This is a genomic window from Actinomadura rubrisoli (genome assembly GCF_004349215.1).
GTDB lineage: Bacteria > Actinomycetota > Actinomycetes > Streptosporangiales > Streptosporangiaceae > Spirillospora > Spirillospora rubrisoli.
Genome location: NZ_SMKU01000055.1, coordinates 20099 through 37104, shown reverse-complemented (window position 1 = coordinate 37104; position 17006 = coordinate 20099). Strand labels below are relative to the sequence as shown.

At 72.7% G+C, this 17006-nt stretch carries 14 protein-coding genes; 3 read left to right on the top strand and 11 right to left on the bottom strand.

What is annotated here, in order from left to right; translation table 11 throughout:
• Nucleotides 1-44: 44 nt before the first annotated feature.
• The 9 genes from E1298_RS13755 to E1298_RS13715 all read right to left on the bottom strand — a co-directional run bounded on the left by E1298_RS13755 (nucleotide 45) and on the right by E1298_RS13715 (nucleotide 10005).
• Nucleotides 45-686, bottom strand: coding sequence for a TcmI family type II polyketide cyclase (locus tag E1298_RS13755; protein ID WP_131893038.1), 642 nt, complete (start codon nucleotides 684-686; stop codon nucleotides 45-47).
• Nucleotides 687-749: 63 nt separating this feature from the next.
• The gene (locus E1298_RS13750) at nucleotides 750-2000 is read right to left on the bottom strand and encodes a cytochrome P450 (protein WP_131893036.1); all 1251 of its coding nucleotides are present in this window, start codon (nucleotides 1998-2000) and stop codon (nucleotides 750-752) included.
• Nucleotides 1997-3601 carry a methyltransferase gene (locus E1298_RS13745; protein WP_131893034.1) on the bottom strand — a complete coding sequence of 535 codons (1605 nt, stop codon included), beginning with the start codon at nucleotides 3599-3601 and terminating at the stop codon, nucleotides 1997-1999. The genes E1298_RS13750 and E1298_RS13745 overlap by 4 nt, the downstream gene beginning before the upstream one ends.
• Before the next feature lie 2 nt (nucleotides 3602-3603).
• Nucleotides 3604-3933: an acyl carrier protein gene (locus tag E1298_RS13740; RefSeq protein WP_131893032.1), complete on the bottom strand. Its 330-nt coding sequence runs from the start codon at nucleotides 3931-3933 to the stop codon at nucleotides 3604-3606.
• Complete coding sequence (locus E1298_RS13735; RefSeq protein ID WP_131893030.1) at nucleotides 3927-5195, bottom strand: ketosynthase chain-length factor; 1269 nt, start codon at nucleotides 5193-5195, stop codon at nucleotides 3927-3929. Before E1298_RS13735 ends, E1298_RS13740 begins: the two co-directional genes overlap by 7 nt.
• A complete protein-coding gene (locus tag E1298_RS13730; protein ID WP_131893028.1) occupies nucleotides 5195-6460 on the bottom strand; it encodes a beta-ketoacyl-[acyl-carrier-protein] synthase family protein in 1266 nt (421 codons plus the stop codon). The genes E1298_RS13735 and E1298_RS13730 overlap by 1 nt, the downstream gene beginning before the upstream one ends.
• Complete coding sequence (locus E1298_RS13725) at nucleotides 6457-6897, bottom strand: cupin domain-containing protein (protein ID WP_243725568.1); 441 nt, start codon at nucleotides 6895-6897, stop codon at nucleotides 6457-6459. Before E1298_RS13725 ends, E1298_RS13730 begins: the two co-directional genes overlap by 4 nt.
• 250 nt (nucleotides 6898-7147) lie before the next feature.
• Entirely contained in the window at nucleotides 7148-8935 is a 1788-nt protein-coding gene (locus E1298_RS13720; protein WP_131893026.1) for an AfsR/SARP family transcriptional regulator, read from the bottom strand.
• Nucleotides 8936-9189: 254 nt separating this feature from the next.
• Complete coding sequence (locus tag E1298_RS13715) at nucleotides 9190-10005, bottom strand: SAM-dependent methyltransferase (RefSeq protein WP_207944611.1); 816 nt, start codon at nucleotides 10003-10005, stop codon at nucleotides 9190-9192.
• Between the two features lie 292 nt (nucleotides 10006-10297).
• Here E1298_RS13715 and E1298_RS13710 point away from each other — a divergent pair, with 292 nt between their 5' ends.
• A complete protein-coding gene (locus E1298_RS13710; protein ID WP_243725567.1) occupies nucleotides 10298-11425 on the top strand; it encodes a cytochrome P450 in 1128 nt (375 codons plus the stop codon).
• A gap of 80 nt (nucleotides 11426-11505) precedes the next feature.
• Here E1298_RS13710 and E1298_RS13705 read toward each other — a convergent pair whose 3' ends face one another.
• Both E1298_RS13705 and E1298_RS13700 read right to left on the bottom strand, forming a co-directional pair.
• Nucleotides 11506-12237, bottom strand: a complete 732-nt coding sequence (locus tag E1298_RS13705) for an isocitrate lyase/PEP mutase family protein (RefSeq protein WP_131893020.1) — start codon at nucleotides 12235-12237, stop codon at nucleotides 11506-11508.
• 159 nt (nucleotides 12238-12396) lie between these two features.
• Nucleotides 12397-13092: a peptidylprolyl isomerase gene (locus E1298_RS13700; RefSeq protein WP_131893018.1), complete on the bottom strand. Its 696-nt coding sequence runs from the start codon at nucleotides 13090-13092 to the stop codon at nucleotides 12397-12399.
• A 126-nt stretch (nucleotides 13093-13218) separates the two neighbouring features.
• Between E1298_RS13700 and E1298_RS13695 the strand changes: the two genes are divergently transcribed.
• Together E1298_RS13695 and E1298_RS13690 are read left to right on the top strand one after the other, a co-directional pair.
• On the top strand, nucleotides 13219-14247 hold the full coding sequence (locus tag E1298_RS13695) for an alpha/beta hydrolase (RefSeq protein ID WP_131893016.1): 1029 nt from the start codon (nucleotides 13219-13221) through the stop codon (nucleotides 14245-14247).
• A gap of 317 nt (nucleotides 14248-14564) precedes the next feature.
• A complete protein-coding gene (locus E1298_RS13690; protein ID WP_243725566.1) occupies nucleotides 14565-16973 on the top strand; it encodes a M4 family metallopeptidase in 2409 nt (802 codons plus the stop codon).
• The last annotated feature ends 33 nt before the right edge of the window (nucleotides 16974-17006 follow it).

The window sequence follows — 17006 nt, the reverse complement described above, 5'->3', positions numbered from 1 at the left end:
GTGGGGAGGGCCGGACGGGGGGCCGTTCGTCAGGAGTCGAGCCATCAGGAGTCCTGCTGTTCGCGGATCTGCATGCCGGTCATGCGGACGGTGGTGCCAAGGGTGCGGATCGTCTCGGCGAGCGCCTGGTGCTCGGGCGCGCGGGAGAAGCGCTGGAAGGACTCTTCGTCGGTCCAGTCGCTGACGACGTAGTAGGTGTGCGGATCGCGCCGGTCGCGCGACAGGGACTGCGCGAGGTTCGCCGGCTGCCCGCCGACCACCGCCGCCATCCGCTGCCACGCCCCCTCGAACTCCTCACCGCGGCCCTCGTGGACGCGGATCTCCAGGAACAGCCGGTAGGTCGCGGACGGGGCGTCGTCCGTCCAGCGGTAGAACTCCTCGGCCCGCGCCTCCCGCATGCTCGGCCGCCCGCGGTCGTACGGGGCGAGGAGCCCGGCGAGCTTGTGATCGACCTCGCGGAACAGCGGGTCGTCGCCCGCCGAGTACAGGTTGTCCTCGAAGCCCCGTCCGCCTTCCACCAGGTGCATATAGAGGCCGTGATAGTGCAGCAGGGTGCGGCGCCGGACGCCGATCCGGCTCGGCAGCGGCGTGCGGTCGTGCTCCTGGAACACCCGGGCCACGGCGGTGAGGTCGGCGGGCTCGATCCGTCGGATCATGAGCGCCCGGTGCGTCGGTCGCGATGCCATCGGTCCTCCTTCTGCGAACTGCTGCGAACTGCTGCGAGCGTCGGGGGGCACCCGGTGGTCCGGTCACCAGGTGACGGGGAGTGAGCGCAGGCCGCGTCCCAGCGAATCCCGCTCCCACTCCAGCTCGCCGGCGGGGCACGCCGGCCGCATATCCGGCAGCGCGCCGATCAGCGTCGTGATCGCGATGCCCAGCTCGGCACGGGCGAGCTGCGCGCCGAGGCAGCGGTGCGTGCCGTGCCCGAAGGCGAGGTGGCCGCGCGGCCGGCGCTCGACGTGCAGCTCGTCGGGATGCGGGAACACCGAGCCGTCGCGGTTGGCGGAGTCGACGGCCGCGATGACGGTGTCGCCCGCCTTGATCAGGACGTCGCCGAGCCGGACGTCCTCCAGCGCCACCCTCGGGAAGCCGCCCACCGCGATCAGCGAGGTGTAGCGCAGGAACTCCTCGGCCGCCTCCGGCACCAGCTCGGGCTCGGCGCGCAGGCGCGCGGCGAGGTCAGGGTGGGTCAGCAGCAGGTAGGCGGTGCCGGCGAGCTGGTTGGCCATGCTGTCGTGCCCGCCGACCAGGATGGCCATGACCAGCAGGATCGCCTGGTGCGGGGCGGCGGCCTCGCGGTCCACGGCCGCGACCAGCGCGGAGACCAGGTCGTCGGTGGGCTCCCTGCGCCTGGTCTCGATGAACTGGGCCACGTACCGGCCGAGCCGCCCGCGCGCGTCCGCGACCTCCCCGCCCGTCCCGGCGGTGGACAGCAGCGCGTGCGACCAGGCGATGAACGTGGCGTGGTCGGACTCGGGCACCCCGAGCAGCCGGCAGAGCACGGTCATCGACAGCGGCTGGGCGAAGCCCCCGACGAGGTCGGCGGGCGGGCCCTGCTCGACGAGGCGCGCCACGAGGCGCTCCGCCACCAGGGTGATCTGCGGCTTGAGGTCCTCCACCCGGCGCGCGGTGAAGGTCTTGTTGACCAGCGCGCGCAGCGCGGTGTGCTCCGGCGGGTCCAGCGCGAACAGGGATCCGGCCGGGGGGTTGATGCCCGCGAAGTCGTCGCCCTCGGCGTTGCAGGCGGCGGCCCTGCTGAGCCTCTGGTCGGTGAACACGCGGCGGGCGTCCATGTGGCGGGTCACCAGCCAGGCCCGGTGACCGCTGGGCAGCCTCACCCGGATGATCGGACGTTCGGCCCGCAACCGCGCGTACTCGGGGGCGGGGTCCACGCCCGGCCGGAACGCGAACGGGAAGGCCGGGCACTGCCCGGCGTCCGCCGCGTCGGCTTCGGCGGTGTCGGTGTCGGCGGTGTCGGTGTCGGTACCGGTGTCGGTCATGCCGGGCCTTCCGGTCTGGTGGGGGCGCCGGCCACGGCGGGGGCCGCGGGCGTGGCCGGTCGAGCGGGGCCGGACGGGGCGGCCGCCGGCAGCGCGTCGTCCGCCGCGCGGCGGGGAGCGTCGACACTGGTGGGACGGCATTCGAGGACCGTCCAATGGCCTTCGCCCGGCCGGCCGGGCAGCTCGAAGCCGCACCTGCCGAACAGCCCCCGCCACTCGTCCAGCCGCCGTTCCCTGCCGCCGAACAGCACCAGCATGTCCAGGTCGAGGAACTTGGCGTGGTCCCAGCGGTTCCCCTCCGACACGACCTGCTCGACGACGAACAGCCGGGCGTCCCGGTCGCCGATCGCCCTCCGGACGGAGGCCAGCAGCCGTTCGGCCCGCTCGTCCGGCCAGTTGTGCAGGACGGCCTTCAGGACGTAGGCGTCGCACCCGTCCGGGATCGGATCGGCGAAGAAGTCACCGGCGACCTTCGTCACCCGCCCGGCGACGCCCTGCTCGACAAGCACCTCGTCCGCTCCGGCGACGACGTCCGGCCGCTCGAACAGCACCCCGGACGCGTCCGGGGCGCGCCGCAGGGCCGCCGCCAGGAAGTGGCCCCGGCCACCGCCGATGTCGGCGATCCGGCGGAACCGCTCGGGCCGGACGATGTCCAGATGCCGGTCGGTCTCCCATTGGCCCAGCGCGGTCATGGTGTGGTCGAAGCGGGCACCGGCCTCGGGGTGCTCCTCGAAGTACCGCCAGATGTCGGAGCCGAGCGCGGGCACCGTCGCGGGCTCGCCCGTGCGGATGCTGTGGGTCAGCGCGCTGTACGGCCCGGTGACGTAGGGCTGCGCGCTGTGGAGCACCAGCGGCAGCAGGCTGTAGGGACGGTCGGCGCGCATGCCCTCGGCCAGCGGCGTGCTCGCGAACCGTCCGTCCGGCCGCTCGGCCAAGATGCCGACGGACGCGGCGCACCGCAGCAGCCGGTACAGCGCGTCCGGGTCCGCCTGGGCGGTCTCGGCCAGTTCGGCGGCGGTGCGCGGTTCGTCCGCGACCAGGTCGACGATGCCCAGCTCCGCCAGCGTGGTCACCACCGCCGCCAGCCGAGGCCCGCACGTCAGGTACAGCAGCCGCTGGGCGTGCAGGTCACCGGGGCCATGGTCGGCGCCACCGCGGGCGCGGCGCTCCAGCACCTGCTTGACGTGCGCCATCTGCTCGACCGTGGTGCGGTTGAGCCGGTCCAGCATGGCGGCCTCGGGGATCGGCGAGGTCGGCTTCATCGCGAAGTCCTGGACCCAGCGCATCAGCACGCCGGACGCCTCCTGGTGGTACTCCCAGCGCAGGTTCATGTACTCGAACGGGCCGGTCTCCAGCCGGTGGGCCCGGACGGTGCGGGTGGCGGGATCGGGCACGCGCCGCGACACCCACGACCAGACCTTGCCGTCCGCGTCGGGGTGGGTGGTCAGCCGGAACGTGACGGAGCCGCCGTCGCGGTCGAGGATCTCCGCCGACGCGTACTCGGTGAACAGCTCCGGCCAGCCCGCGACGTCGTTGGTGTGCTCCCACACCAGCTCCATCGGCGCGTTCACCAGGATCTCGTTGTCGGTATGACCGGCCATCGTCACGCCTCCCCCGCCCGCGCCGCGTTCGCGGCCGGCGTCATGTCCGCGCCCGGCTCCGCCATCGCGGCCCGCCTCGGCGGGGCCCCGTTGAGGTATCTGAGCAGGTCCGCCGGGGACACCAGCTCGCCGAGCACGTCGTCGTCGAGGACCAGGCCGAACCGGTCCGCCATCCGCGCGGAGGTCTCCAGCAGCGCGATGGAGTCGTAGCCGAGGTCGGTGAACGGCTGGTCGCCGATGTCGCCGCCAAGGTCGACGCTCTCGTCCTCACCGGCGCATTCGCGCAGCACGGCCACCAGGTCGGCCAGCGTGATGCGGTCTTCTCTCAGCATCTCGGCTCCTTCGATCGGTGTTCGGGAGGGCGCGGGCGGGCCAGCACGAGAGCGCTGTTGAAGCCGCCCTCGCCGCGCGCCAGCACCAGCGCGTGGTCGATCCGGGCGCGCCGCGGGCGCCCGGTGACCAGGTCGATCCGGTAAGCGGGGTCGGGTCTGACGTCGGCGGTGGGCGGGATCAGGCCGTCCCGCATGGCCAGCAGGCAGGTCGCCACGTCGACCGCCGCGCCGCCTGCGGACAGCCGTCCGGTCATCGCCTTGGGGGCGGTCACCGGCACCCCGTACGGGCCGAAGAGGTCGGCGATGGCGGCCGCCTCGACGCGGTCGAGCTCCGGGGTGCCGGCCGCGTCGGCGAACACCACGTCGATCCGCCCGGGCTCGATGCCGGCGTCGTCCAGGGCGAGGGCGGCGGCCTCGCGGAGCGTGGGCGGACGGTCCGAGCCGGGCGCCGGGTCCAGCGTCGCCGCGTACCCGGCCACGCGCCCGTAGTGCCGTTCCGCGTCCCGGGCCAGGGCCTCGTCCTCGCGTTCGAGCATCAGCAGCGCGCCGCCCTCGCCGATCACGTGGCCGGACGCCCCGGCGGCGAACGGCCGGTAGGCGGTGCCGGGGTCGTCGTCGCGGGAGATGCGCGGGTCGACGAGCTGCGAGGTGACCCCCCACGAGCACAGCGCGGCGTCGAACCCGCCGGTCAGCACCCCGCTCGCGCCCTTGCGCAGGACGCGGCGCGCCTGCCCGATCGCGTCCAGCGCGCCCGCCTGCCCGCTGACCAGGACGCCGCTCGGGCCGCGCAGGCCGTTGCGGATGGAGATCTGGCCGGTGTTGACCGCGTAGAACCAGGCGAACGACTGGTACGCGCTGACCTTCTCCGGGCCGGTCGACCAGAGCTTGCGCAGCTCGTTCTCGCCGAACGCGAAGCCGCCCGCCGAGTTGGCCGTGACGACGCCGTAGCGCAGGGACTCCTCGTAGCCCAGGGGCTCCCCGGCGGACGGGGCGAGACCGGAGTCGGCGAGCGCCCAGTCCGCCGTGACCAGGGCCAGCCGGGTGAGGTGGTCGGTCTGCGGCAGGAGCCGTCCGGGCAGGTGGTCGCGTGCCTCGAAGCCCGGGACCTGCCCGGCGATCCGCACCGGGTATCCGCTCGCGTCGAACCTGGTGATCCGCCCTATGGCGACGCGCCCGGCGAGCGTGGCGGACCAGTGCGCCCCGGTGCCGAGGCCGCTCGGGGACGCCACGGCGACCCCGGTGACGACCGCGTGGTCGCCCATCACCCCCACCTGCCGGGGGCACTGAGGACCATGGCGCTCTGGAAGCCGCCGAAGCCGCTGCCGACCGACAGCACCGTCTCGACGCGCTGCTCCCGCGCGCACACAGGGACGTAGTCGAGATCGCACTCCGGGTCGGGATGGTGCAGGTTCGCGGTCGGCGGCACCAGGTCGTGGTCGATCGCCAACGCGCTCGCGGCCACCTCGATGGCCCCGATCGCGCCCAGCGAGTGGCCCACGACGGACTTGATGGAGCTGACCGGCAGCCGGTAGGCGTGCTCGCCGAGGCCCCGCTTGATCGCGGCCGTCTCGTGCCTGTCGTTCTGCCGGGTGCCGGACCCGTGCGCGTTGACGTAGTCGACGCCGTCGGCCGGGATCCGCGCCTCGTCGAGCGCGGCCTCGATGGCGGCCGCCATCTCCGCCCCGTCCGGCCGCAACCCGGTCATGTGGAAGGCGTTGCACCGGGACGCGAACCCGCGGATCTCCGCGTAGACGTGGACGCCCCGGGCGCGGGCCGCGTCCAGATCCTCCAGGACCAGCATCGCGGCGCCCTCGCCGAGCACGAAGCCCGCCCGGGTCGCGTCGAACGGGCGGCAGGCGTGCTCGGGGTCGTCGTTGTCGGGCGACGTCGCCTTGATCGCGTCGAAGCACGCCACCGTGATGGGCGAGATCGGGGCGTCGGCCGCGCCCGCCAGCATCACGTCGGCGCCGCCATCGCGGATGATCTCCGTCCCGTGGGCGACGGCGTCGAGCCCGGACGTGCAGCCGGTCGACACCAGGCAGGCGGGCCCCTCCGCGCCGGCGTCCCAGGCGACCTCCCGGGCCAGGGACGCCGGGACGAGGTAGTCGGGCAGGTGCGGGGACGCGTACGCGGGGTCCACGACCGCGAGCCGCCCGCTGTCGCTGACGACGGCGTACTCCCGTTCGAGCGACACCGTGCAGCCCACGGCGCTGCCCACCGTCACGCCGGTGCGGACCGGATCGAGGTCGCTCAGGAGCAGCCCTCCGTCGGCCAGCGCCTCCCGGGCCGCCACGACGGCGAACTGGGCGGCACGGTCCATCCGGCGCCGCTGCCGGGACGTCAGCCCGTGCCGGTCCGGGTCGAAGTCGACCTCCGCCGCCACCCGCGAGCGGAACCGCGCCGGGTCGAACGAGGTGATCGTGCGGAACGTGGGCTTGCCTCCGGTGACGGTCTCCCAGAACCCGCGGGTGCCCGGGGCGCCCGGCGTCACGGCCCCGATCCCGGTGATGGCGACCCGCCTCGTCACGGCGCGTCCCCGACGCTCGGCGGGGTCAGCTCCGACCCCGGCGGCTCTTCCGTCTCGACGTGCCCGAGCTCCGGCCGCGGCGCGAGCGGGCCCAGGAACAGCACGGCGGTCGCGGGACGGTCGCCCCGGTTCTCGTACCGGTGCCGGGCCCCCCGGCGGACCAGCAGGGACTCCCGGGTGCTCAGCACCACTTCGCCGCCGTCCACCCGCGCGACGATCTCCCCCGCGGCGATGTAGACGTGCTCGTCGGTGTACGGATGGTAGTGCTCGGTGACGTGCTCGCCCGATTCGAGGTCGAGCACGGCCATGAAGCCCGCGGTCGTCATGGCCGACCCCGGCGACAGGAGCACCCGCGTGGCGCCCCCCAGCCGGCGGTTCGGCTCCACGTCGGAGGCGGCCACCTTGGTGGGCGGAAACAGGATTCGTGAACGGTTCACAGCGATATCTCCCCGATGCCGTGCCCCGACGGGACGGTCTGTGCCATTCGCCGGAAACGACGCTAGGGAGGGCCGCCGAAGGATCACCGACGCGGCGCCGACCGCCCACCGACGACCCGCCGACGGCGCCCGGCGACGCGCGTCGGCACGCGAGCAGGAGCGGCGGGAGCGCACAGGAACGGGGAAGCCCGTGTCCGGATGCGGACACGGGCGAGCCGGGAGAAGGCGGGTTCAGTGCTCCTGGGGCGCCCTAGCCGACGTACTGGGAGGCGTGAATGCCGACCAGATCGTAGAGCCGGTAGCGGGACTCCCCGCAGGCGCCGGATTCGACGGGCTCGACGAGATTGGCCTCGACCAGGCGGTCCAGGGCCAGCACGCCCTCGCCGCCGGCCAGCGCCAGCGCGGTGCCCTCCACGAACTCGGTGCCGCGCAGCGCACCGAGGCGCCGCAGGAGCGCCCGCGCCGCGGGGTCCAGCGCGGCGTAGCTCGCGTCCAGGACGGAGCGCATCTGGAGGTTCTGGGTGGCCAGCTGGTCCAGCCGGCGGCTCTCGTCCCGCAGCGACGCGGCGACGCGGGCGAGGGCCTCCGACGGCCGCAGCGCCAGCCGGGACCCCATGATCCGCAGCGCGAGGGGCAGGTGCCCGCACAGCAGCGCGATCTCCTCGGCGGCGGACCGCTCCTTGCGGACGCGCCCCGCGCCGGCGAGCCGTTCGAGGAACGCGAGCGCCTCGCACGGCGTGAGCGGTGCGGGCCTGACGCGTTCGACGCCGGGCAGGTCGACCAGGCGCTGGCGGCTCGTCAGCAGGATCCCGCAGCCGCGCGTGCCCGGCAGGACGGCCCGGGCCTGGCGCACGTCCGCGACGTCGTCCACGACCAGCAGGACCTGCCGGTCGGCGAGGCGCTCGCGCAGCATCGCGGCCCGGCCGTCGAGGTCGCCGCGCGTGGTGCTCCGCTCGCCGAGGCCGCTCAGCAGGTCGCCGAGCGCGTCGACGGGGTCGCGGGGCCGCTCGGTCGAGCCGTCCAGCTGGATGTAGAGCTGCCCGTCGGGGAACCTGTCGCGCAGCGCGTGCGCGGCCTTCACCGCGAGGGCGGTCTTGCCGACGCCGGGGCAGCCCACCACGGCGACGATCGGGACGGTGGCGGGGCGCCCGCGGGCGGCGAAGTGGGCGACGATCTGCCGCAGCTCGGCCGTGCGGCCGACGAAGTCGCCGATCTCGGGCGGCAGCTGGCAGGGCGAGCCCAGCCTGACGTCCCATCGGGCGGGGAGGGCGCGGATCTCGCGGCGCACCCGCGCGCGCGGAACCTCCAGGGAGCGCCGCAGGATCGCCTCGTGAAGGTCGCGCAGCTCCTGCCCCGGGTCGAGCCCGATCTCCTCGCGCAGGACGGTGGAGCACGCGCGGTAGCACTCCAGCGCCTCCTGCTGCCGTCCCTGCCGGTACAGGGCCGTCATCAGCAGCGCCCAGAGCCGCTCCCGGAAGGGCTCGGCGGTGGCCAGCTCCCGCAACTCGCCGATCATGTCCTTGCCGTCGCCCAGCTCCAGCTCCAGCTCGAACCGCCGCTCGGCCGTCTGCAGCCGCTGCTCGACCAGCCGGGGCACGTCGCTGCGCTGCAGCAGGTCGGACGGGACGTTGCTGAGCGGACGGCCCTGCCACAGCGCGAGCGCCTCCTTGAGCAGGGCGATCTCGCGGTACCCGTCGCGCTCCTGCCGCGCCCGGCCGGCGAGGCCCGCGAACCGCGCGATGTCGAGGTCGTCGTCGGCGACCTCGATGACGTAGCCGTTCGGGTCGGTGCGGATCAGCGCCCCCGCGGCCCCCGCGGCGCCCAGCGTGCGCCGCAGCCGCCCGAGATGCACCTGCGCGGTGCCTCGCGCGTCGCTCGGCGGATGCGCCCAGAGCCGGTCGATCAGCTCGTCGATGGTGACGAGGCGGTTGGCGCGCAGCAGCAGCGACGCGAGCAGGATGCGCTGCTTCGTCGAGCTGATCGGGACACGCCTGTCCCCGACGGACGCCTCAAGCGCCCCCAGCGTGCGATAGCTCATCGATGGTTGCGTGCCCAAGCCAATGACTCCCTCGATGCCCTGGCGGGAAGGCGCGACCGGATCGCGCCGGCGGTGTCGTCACCCGGTGGTCACCACGGGCGATCTCGCGCGGGAGGGGCGGTGAGGGCGTGCTCGCGCATGGTGGGGGAGCCTTTCGGGGGTCTCCGGGCGGTCTTCGGGACATGGACCGTCCCCTCCCCTTTCTTCCCCACTCTATGTAATCGAATAGTCACACGAGGTAGATCGTCAGGAGATCAAGGGACGCGGGCGACGGCGCACAGCATCGAGACGTCCTCGATCGACGGCCGGTCGGCCTCGGGGACGTCGGGCCGCCACTCGACCACCGAGGTGATCCCCGGGGGAAGCAGCTCCAGGCCGCCGAAGAACCGGGCGAACTCGTCCGAGCCGCGGAGCCGGAACGGCACGCCGCTCCGCTTGTTGGCCTCCTCGCTCACCGCGTACTGCTCGGGCGTGAGATGGTCGCTGGTCGCGTGGGTCATCACGACGTGGCTGCCCGACGGGAGCGCGGAGACCAGCCGCGCGAAGATGCCGTACGGGTCGTCCTCGTCCACGATGAAGTGCATGGTCGCGACCAGCATCAGCGCCACCGGCCTGGTCATGTCGAGGGTGCGCCGCAGGTCCGGGTCGGCGAGGATCCTGTCGGGATCGCGCAGGTCGGCCTCGATGTAGGCGGTCCGGCCCTCGGGCGCGCTGGTCAGCAGGGCGCGGGCGTGGACGAGCACCACCTGGTCGTTGTCGACGTAGACGATCCGCGACGTCGGCTCGATCGCCTGCGCCACCTCGTGGACGTTGCCCGCCGAGGGGAGCCCGGTGCCGATGTCGAGGAACTGGCCGATCCCCGCCTCGCCCGCCAGATAGCCCACCACGCGCTTGAGGAACGCACGATTCTCGCGGGCGGCCAGACCCACGGTCGGAAACGCCGACGCGACCATCTCCGCCGACTCGCGGTCGACGGCGAAATTGTCCTTGCCGCCGAGCCAATAGTTGTACCGGCGGGAGGGATGCGCCTTCGTCGGGTCGATTCCGGGCGGAACCCGCTCACTCTCCACGGCGGCCTCGCTTCGTCGTCCGCCACGGGACCCGCGACGGAAGTGAAGATCGCAACACCCCATTGTGCATGGGCTTCACCCCAGTATGCACATCGGGCCGGGGCTGCGCCGCCCCGGGGCGGGGCAAGGCGCCGCACCCGATCCCCGGTCTCCGGCCTTTCTTGTGAAATGGTTGGCGAGCGCACGAGCGGGAGACCAGGATCGGTCCGAAGGAACGCGGCGACCCGGAAGGCATGCGGTGGAACTCTTCTACAGCCCCTTTGACTTTTCCATTCAGGACGACCCTTACCCGGTGTATGCGCGGCTGCGCGATAAGTCACCGGTCTACCGGAACGAGACCGACGATTTCTGGGCCCTGTCCCGGCACGCCGACGTGATGGCCGCGCTCAAGGACGCGACCCGCTTCTCCAGCGTCAACGGCCTGCGGATCGAGCCCGCCTTCTGGGGGCCGGACGCGGAGAGGTTCTTCTCGTTCGTCGCGATGGACCCGCCGAAGCACACCCGGATGCGCGGGCTGGTGGCGCGGGCCTTCACGCAGCGGCGCGTCCAGGAACTGGAGCCGCGGATCCGCGAGATCGCCCGCGGCTGCCTCCGGCCGCATCTGGAGGGCGGGACGTTCGACCTGATGACCGACTTCGCCGCCCGCTTCCCCACGGACGTGATCTCCGAGCTGGTCGGCGTCCCCGAGGCCGACCGCGACCTGGTCCGCGACCTGGGGATGGCCATCATGTACCGGGACGAGGCGGGCGGCGACCTGCCCCCGGAGGCGCTCCAGGCCATCGGCGCGCTGGTCGGCTACTACACCGAGCTGACCGTCGAGCGGAGCAAGGAGCGGCGGGGCGATCTGCTGTCCGGGCTGCTGGACGCGGCCGAGGGCGAGGACCGGCTCACCCCCGAGGAGATCGTCGGGGTGCTGATCCTGCTGGTCGGCGCGGGCATCGAGACGACGATGCTGCTGCTCGGCAACGCCTGGCACGCCGCGTGGCGGCACCCGGAGCAGCGGGCCAGGGCGTTCGCCGGGCGCGTGGAGGACTGGGTGGAGGAGACGCTGCGCTACGACCCGCCGACGCAGGCGCTCGCCCGCACCGCGACCGAGGAGATCGAGCTGCACGGCGTGAAGATCCCGGCGGACGCGCGCGTCCTGCTGCTCACCGGCTCGGCCAACCGCGACCCGGACGTCTTCCCCGACCCCGACCGCTTCGACCTCGACCGCGACACCGGCTCGTCGCTCGCCTTCGGCAACGGCCGCCACCACTGCCTCGGCGCGAACCTCGGCCGGCTGGAGGCCCGCATCGCGCTCCAGGAACTCGTCGGCGCGGTCGCCGACTACGAGATCGACATCAAGGCGGCGAAGCGCGTGCACTCCTCCAACGACCGCGGCTTCGCGTCCCTGCCCACCCGAATCACCGCCCGCGCCTAGCCAGGGCCGCCGGCGCCTAAACGCATGCCGGTGCGCCTGCAACGGCGCCCGGGCGGCAGGCCCGGGCGCCGTGGCCGACGTCACGCGTACGGGTCCTCCCGGGCGAGGACGCGGCCCGCGAACGCCTTGAGGGCGTCCAGGGCGCGCAGGTAGGGCATCGGGCCGTAGGAGACGCGGGCGGCGCCGGCGGCTGCAAGGTCCGCGAGGGACGAGCCAGGGAGGTTGTTCGCGTTGACGGGCCCGGGCAGCCCCTCGGCCAGGGACCGGACGGCGTCCAGCGGGGCCGTGATCGGGTAGACGCAGTCGGCTCCGGCCTCCAGGTACAGGCGGCCGCGGGCCATCGCGTCCGCGACCGGGTCCGCGACCTTGGCCAGGAACGAGTCGGCGCGGGCGTTGATCACCAGGGCGTCGCCCGCGGCGGCGCGGACGGCGGCGATGTACTCCGCCTGGACCCCGGGCTCGGCGAGCTCGCCCGCGTAGGTGTCCTCCAGGTTGCAGCCCGCCGCGCCGATGGCCAGGAGCCGCTCGACCAGCTCTTCGGGCCGCAGCCCGTATCCGGCCTCGGCGTCCACGGTGACGGGGACGCTCGCGGCGCGGATGACGCGGCCCGCGGCGGCGAACATCTCCTCGGCGGGCGCGCCCTCGTGGTCGGGATAGCCGAGCATGGCGGAGACGGCCGCGCTGGCGGTCGCCAGGGCGGGGAAGCCCGCCTCCTGGACGATCTTGGCGCTGCCGGCGTCCCAGACGTTCGGCAGGAGCAGCGGGTCGCCGGGACGGTGCAGGTCGCGAAGGCGGGCGGCATGGTCGGTCATGGTGGTCTCCTTGTCGTCGCGAGAATGAGACCGAACGGCACCGACATTCGTGACACCCCGGCCGCCGGAACGTGACGGCCCCCGTGCTCTCTCAGCCGCCGTGCTCCCTCAACCGCCGTGCCACATCAACCGCCGTGCCGCATCAACCGCCGTGCTCCCTCAGCCGCGGATGAGGACCCGGTGGATCCGGACGGGCTTGGCCGGCTCGCCGTCCTCGGGCCCGTTCTCGCCCGGGATGATGCCGCCCTTCACGATACGGTCGAGCACCGGCAGACCCCGCGTGACCTTGCCGAGGACGGTGTAGGCGGGCGGGATGTTCGCGCGGGAGTGCACCAGGAAGAACTGGCTGCCGTTGGTGTCGGGGCCCCAGTTGCCCATGGCGACCGTCCCGCGCGGGTAGGTCTCCTTGCCGGTGAGCTCGTCGTCGAACTTGTAGCCGGGGCCGCCCTTCTCCGCGGCGTAGATGTCGCCGCACTGAAGCACGCCGAGCCTCGCCGAGTTGGTCAGGCGCCAGCACCGCGTCCGGTCGTAGAAGCGCTGCCGGGACAGGCTCGCGAAGTTGTGGACGGCGCACGGCGCGTTCCTGCGGTCCATCCGGATCCGGACGTCGCCGAAGTTGGTCCGCATGAGGATCTCGACCGTCCCGTGGCTCCTGGCCTTGGAGCGCGGCGGGTGCACGCGCTTGGCGGGCGGGTTGTCGGGCGTCGGGGTGAAGACGCACCTGACCGTCCGTCCATGGGACGCGGCCGCCCCGATGCCCGTGGCGGTCTCGGCGGCTCCGGCCGCCCCGGGCGGCGCCAGGACGGCGGCGGCGGAGGCGGCGGCCAGGACGGGGACGGACCAACGCAGTCTCATGGCCCCAACGTAGTGATCGCCGGGGGCCCCGGGTACTGGCAAATCCCGACGAAGCCACCGGGTGCGGACCCCGGCGGCCTGGGTTAGCGTCGAGGTGATCAACCAGGACGCGACGAGGGAGTACGCATGCTGCCGTGGTCCGCCGAGCTCGCCGGACGCCTCGAAGAGCACATCGTCAGCAGCGAGCTGCTGCGCGACAACCCGTTGAAGGACCCGCACGAGCGCCCCCTGCTGGTGTACGTTCCGCCGGGATACGACGACGAACCCGGCCGCCGCTACCCCACCGTGTACGTGATCACCGGGTTCACCGGGCACGTCGGGATCTGGCGGAACCGGGTGCCTTACCGGCAGCCGTTCCCGGAGACCGCCGACGCGGTGTTCGCCTCGGGCGAGGCCCCGCCCGCGATCGTCGTGTTCGTGGACGCGTGGACGGCGCACGGCGGAAGCCAGTACGTCGACTCGCCGGGGACGGGCCGCTACCACTCCTACATCTGCGACGAGATCGTCCCGTGGGTGGACGGGCACTACCGGACGCTCGACGCGCCCGAGCACCGGGCGATCAGCGGCAAGTCCAGCGGCGGCTACGGCGCGATGATCACGCCGATGCTGCGCCCCGACCTGTTCGGCGCGCTGGCGACGCACGCGGGCGACGCGCTGTTCGAGTACTGCTATCTGCCCGAGTTCCCGAAGTGCGTCCGGCACCTGCGGGCGTACGGCGGCGACATCTGGCGCTGGTGGGAGGACTTCAACGGCCGCGCGTCGTTCACCAAGCCCGAGGACATGGACCTGCTCAACGTCCTCGGCATGGCCGTCTGCTACTCCGCGCGGCCGGACGGGAAGCCCGAGCTGCCCTTCGACACGGTCACCGGAGTGCTGCGCGAGGACGTGTGGGAGCGGTGGCTGGCGTGGGACCCGGTGCGGATGGTGCCCGAGTACGCCGAGGCGATGCGGTCGCAGCGCGCGATCTGGATCGACGGCGGGACGCGCGACGAGTGGTTCCTGGACGTGGGCGCGCAGGCTTTCCGGCAGGCGCTCCTGGACGCGGGCGTTAATGAAAACGCTATTCATTTCGAGCTGTTCGACGCGGCGCACGGTGGTATTGATTATCGTTATCCGCTCGCGCTCGGATGGCTCTGCCGGAACATCGCGCCCTGATCCGAGCACCGTCCGACAACGATCGGGCCGTACCGAAGGTTCCAGGTCGGACGGGTCGGGCCGGGTCGTCGGCCCGCCCGTCCGCGCAGCCCAGGAGGCCTTTTCCCGAACTTCCATCAACAGGTTCGTAAATATTGAAAATCCAGTACCAAATGGATTCATTGACACTATTCACACGCCAGGGTGCACTTCGGGACAGCTCATCCGGATGAGTCGTCTGTCCCCAGTCCTCGCCCGGCGGACAAGGGTGTCGCGGAGCGGTCCACACAGGGCCTCCATGTGCCCGATCCTGCCCGGCCCGTGGAAGGAGCACCCCTGTGAGACACCAGACCGCGTTCGGGGCGGCGGCGCTGGCCGTCGGCCTCGCCGTGGCGATGTCGGCCCCCGCCACAGGTGCGTCCGCACGCACCGCACCCGCGGCCCCGGCCAAGCCGGACCCCCGCACCGTGGCCGCCGCGTCGGCTGATCGGCTCGTCGCGGCCAAGCCCGCGGCATTCAAGAAGGCCCCCAAGGACAAGATCATCCGCACGAACGTCACCTCGGGACTGCGCGGCCTGCAGCACGTGGAGTACGGGCGCACCTACGACGGGCTCCCGGTGTTCGGCGGCGACTTCGTCGTCACCACCAACGCCACCGGCGGGGTGCTCAGCACCTCGGTCGACCAGACCAAGGCCCTCGACGTCGGCACCAAGGCCACCGTGACGGCCGCGCAGGCCGCCAAGACCGCGCGCGCTAAGGTGGCCAAGGTCGACACCGCCTCCACCCCCCGCCTGATGGTGCTGGCGGAGGGCTCCGGGAAGCTGGTGTACGAGACCGTCGTCAGCGGCCGCCAGAAAAAGGGCGAGACCAAGCTGCACGTGATGGTGGACGCCAAGACCGGCAAGGTCGTCAAGTCCTGGGACGAGGTCCACGACGCGGCCGACGACCAGAGCTTCTACCACGGGACCGTGGACACCAGCACCGCCGCGACCTCGATGACGGACCCGGCGCGGCCCGGTCACCAGTGCGGCGGCCAGGGCGGCTCCGCCTACACCGGAACCGACAGCGCGTGGGGCAACGGCAGCGGCACCAACCTGGAGACCGCCTGCGTCGACGTCCTCTACGCGGTCCAAAAAGAATGGGACATGCTGAAGGAGTGGCTGGGGCGCAACGGCACCAACGGCAACGGCCGCGGGTTCCCCGCCCGCGTCGGCCTCAGTGACGTCAACGCCTTCTGGAACGGCAGCTACACCAACTTCGGCCACAACCAGGCCAACAACAAGCAGGCCACGCCGACCGACGTGGTCGCGCACGAGAACGGCCACGCGATCTTCACCACCACGCCCGGCGGCGACTCCGGCGGGAACGAGAAGGGCGGGCTGAACGAGTCGACCGGCGACATCTTCGGCGCGCTGACCGAGCACTACATCAACGAGCCCGCCAACCTCGACCCGCCGGACTACCTGGTCGGCGAGGAGGTCGACCTCGTCGGCAACGGCCCGATCCGCAACATGTACAACCCGGGCGCGCTGGGCGACCCGAACTGCTACTCGTCCTCGATCCCCAACACCGAGGTGCACAAGGCGGCCGGACCGCAGAACCACTGGTTCTACCTGCTGGCCGAGGGCTCGAACCCGGGCGGCGGCAAGCCGACCAGCCCGACCTGCAACAGCTCCACGGTGACCGGCATCGGCATCCAGAAGGCCGGCCAGATCTTCATGGGCGGCCTCAACCGCAAGGTCACCACCTGGACCCACGCGCGGGCGCGCACCGAGACCGTCAACGCCGCCCTCCAACTGTTCCCGAACTCCGCCACCGAGTGCAACGCGGTGAAGGCGGCCTGGAGCGCGGTCAGCGTCCCGGCACAGAGCGGCGAGCCCGCCTGCGCCGTCCAGGGTCCCGACTTCTCGGTCGCGCTCAACCCCGGATCCGGCAGCGCCAAGGCCGGTGAGAGCACGACGGCCACGCTGAGCACGCAGCTCACCGGCGGCGCCGCGCAGCAGATCTCGCTGTCGGCGACCAGCACCCCGGCCGGCCCGACCGCGTCGTTCTCGCCCAGCACGATCAACTCGGGCCAGTCCTCCACGCTGACGGTCAACGTCCCGGCCGGGACGCCCGACGGCACCTACAAGATCAACATCGTGGCCGACGGCGCGTCCGTCGACCGCACCGCCACCTACACCCTGTCCGTCGGGACGACCGTCCCGCCCGGGGACGTCTTCAACGACGACTTCGAGAGCGACAAGGGCTGGCAGGTCAACGCCGGCGGCACCGACACCGCGACGGCCGGCCAGTGGCAGCGCGGCGCCCCGGAGCCCACCAGCTACTCGGGCACCAACCTGCAGCTCGCCGCGGCGGGCGGCAGCAACGACCTGGTCACGGGCAACGGCGCCGGCACCGACGCCGGCACCTATGACGTCGACGGCGGCACCACCAGCGTCCAGTCGCCGGCGATCAACCTGCCCACCGGAACCCTGTCGCTGAACTTCTCCTGGTACCTCGCCCACCTCAACAACAGCGGCACCGACGACTCGCTGCGAGTCCGCGTCGTCGGCACCAACGGGTCCAGCACCCTGCTGAACCAGTCCGGCTCGGCCATCAACAAGGCCGGCTCCTGGCAGACCGCGACCTCCGACCTGTCCTCCTACGCGGGGCAGTCGATCCGGATCGTGGTCGAGGCCACCGACGGCGGCACCGGAAGCCTCGTCGAGGGCGGCATCGACAACGTCAAAATCACCAAGGCCTGACCGCCCCCTGACCGCGGCCCGTGACGGAGGACC

What these genes read in the sequence shown, in the direction of transcription:
- E1298_RS13745 (WP_131893034.1), bottom strand. Translation starts at nt 3,601, where the DNA reads ATGGCCGGTCATACCGACAACGAGATCCTGGTGAACGCGCCGATGGAG.
- E1298_RS13750 (WP_131893036.1), bottom strand. Translation starts at nt 2,000, where the DNA reads ATGACCGACACCGGTACCGACACCGACACCGCCGACACCGACACCGCC.
- E1298_RS13720 (WP_131893026.1), bottom strand. Translation starts at nt 8,935, where the DNA reads ATGAGCTATCGCACGCTGGGGGCGCTTGAGGCGTCCGTCGGGGACAGG.
- E1298_RS13705 (WP_131893020.1), bottom strand. Translation starts at nt 12,237, where the DNA reads ATGACCGACCATGCCGCCCGCCTTCGCGACCTGCACCGTCCCGGCGAC.
- E1298_RS13695 (WP_131893016.1), top strand. Translation starts at nt 13,219, where the DNA reads ATGCTGCCGTGGTCCGCCGAGCTCGCCGGACGCCTCGAAGAGCACATC.
- E1298_RS13755 (WP_131893038.1), bottom strand. Translation starts at nt 686, where the DNA reads ATGGCATCGCGACCGACGCACCGGGCGCTCATGATCCGACGGATCGAG.
- E1298_RS13735 (WP_131893030.1), bottom strand. Translation starts at nt 5,195, where the DNA reads ATGGGCGACCACGCGGTCGTCACCGGGGTCGCCGTGGCGTCCCCGAGC.
- E1298_RS13700 (WP_131893018.1), bottom strand. Translation starts at nt 13,092, where the DNA reads ATGAGACTGCGTTGGTCCGTCCCCGTCCTGGCCGCCGCCTCCGCCGCC.
- E1298_RS13740 (WP_131893032.1), bottom strand. Translation starts at nt 3,933, where the DNA reads ATGCTGAGAGAAGACCGCATCACGCTGGCCGACCTGGTGGCCGTGCTG.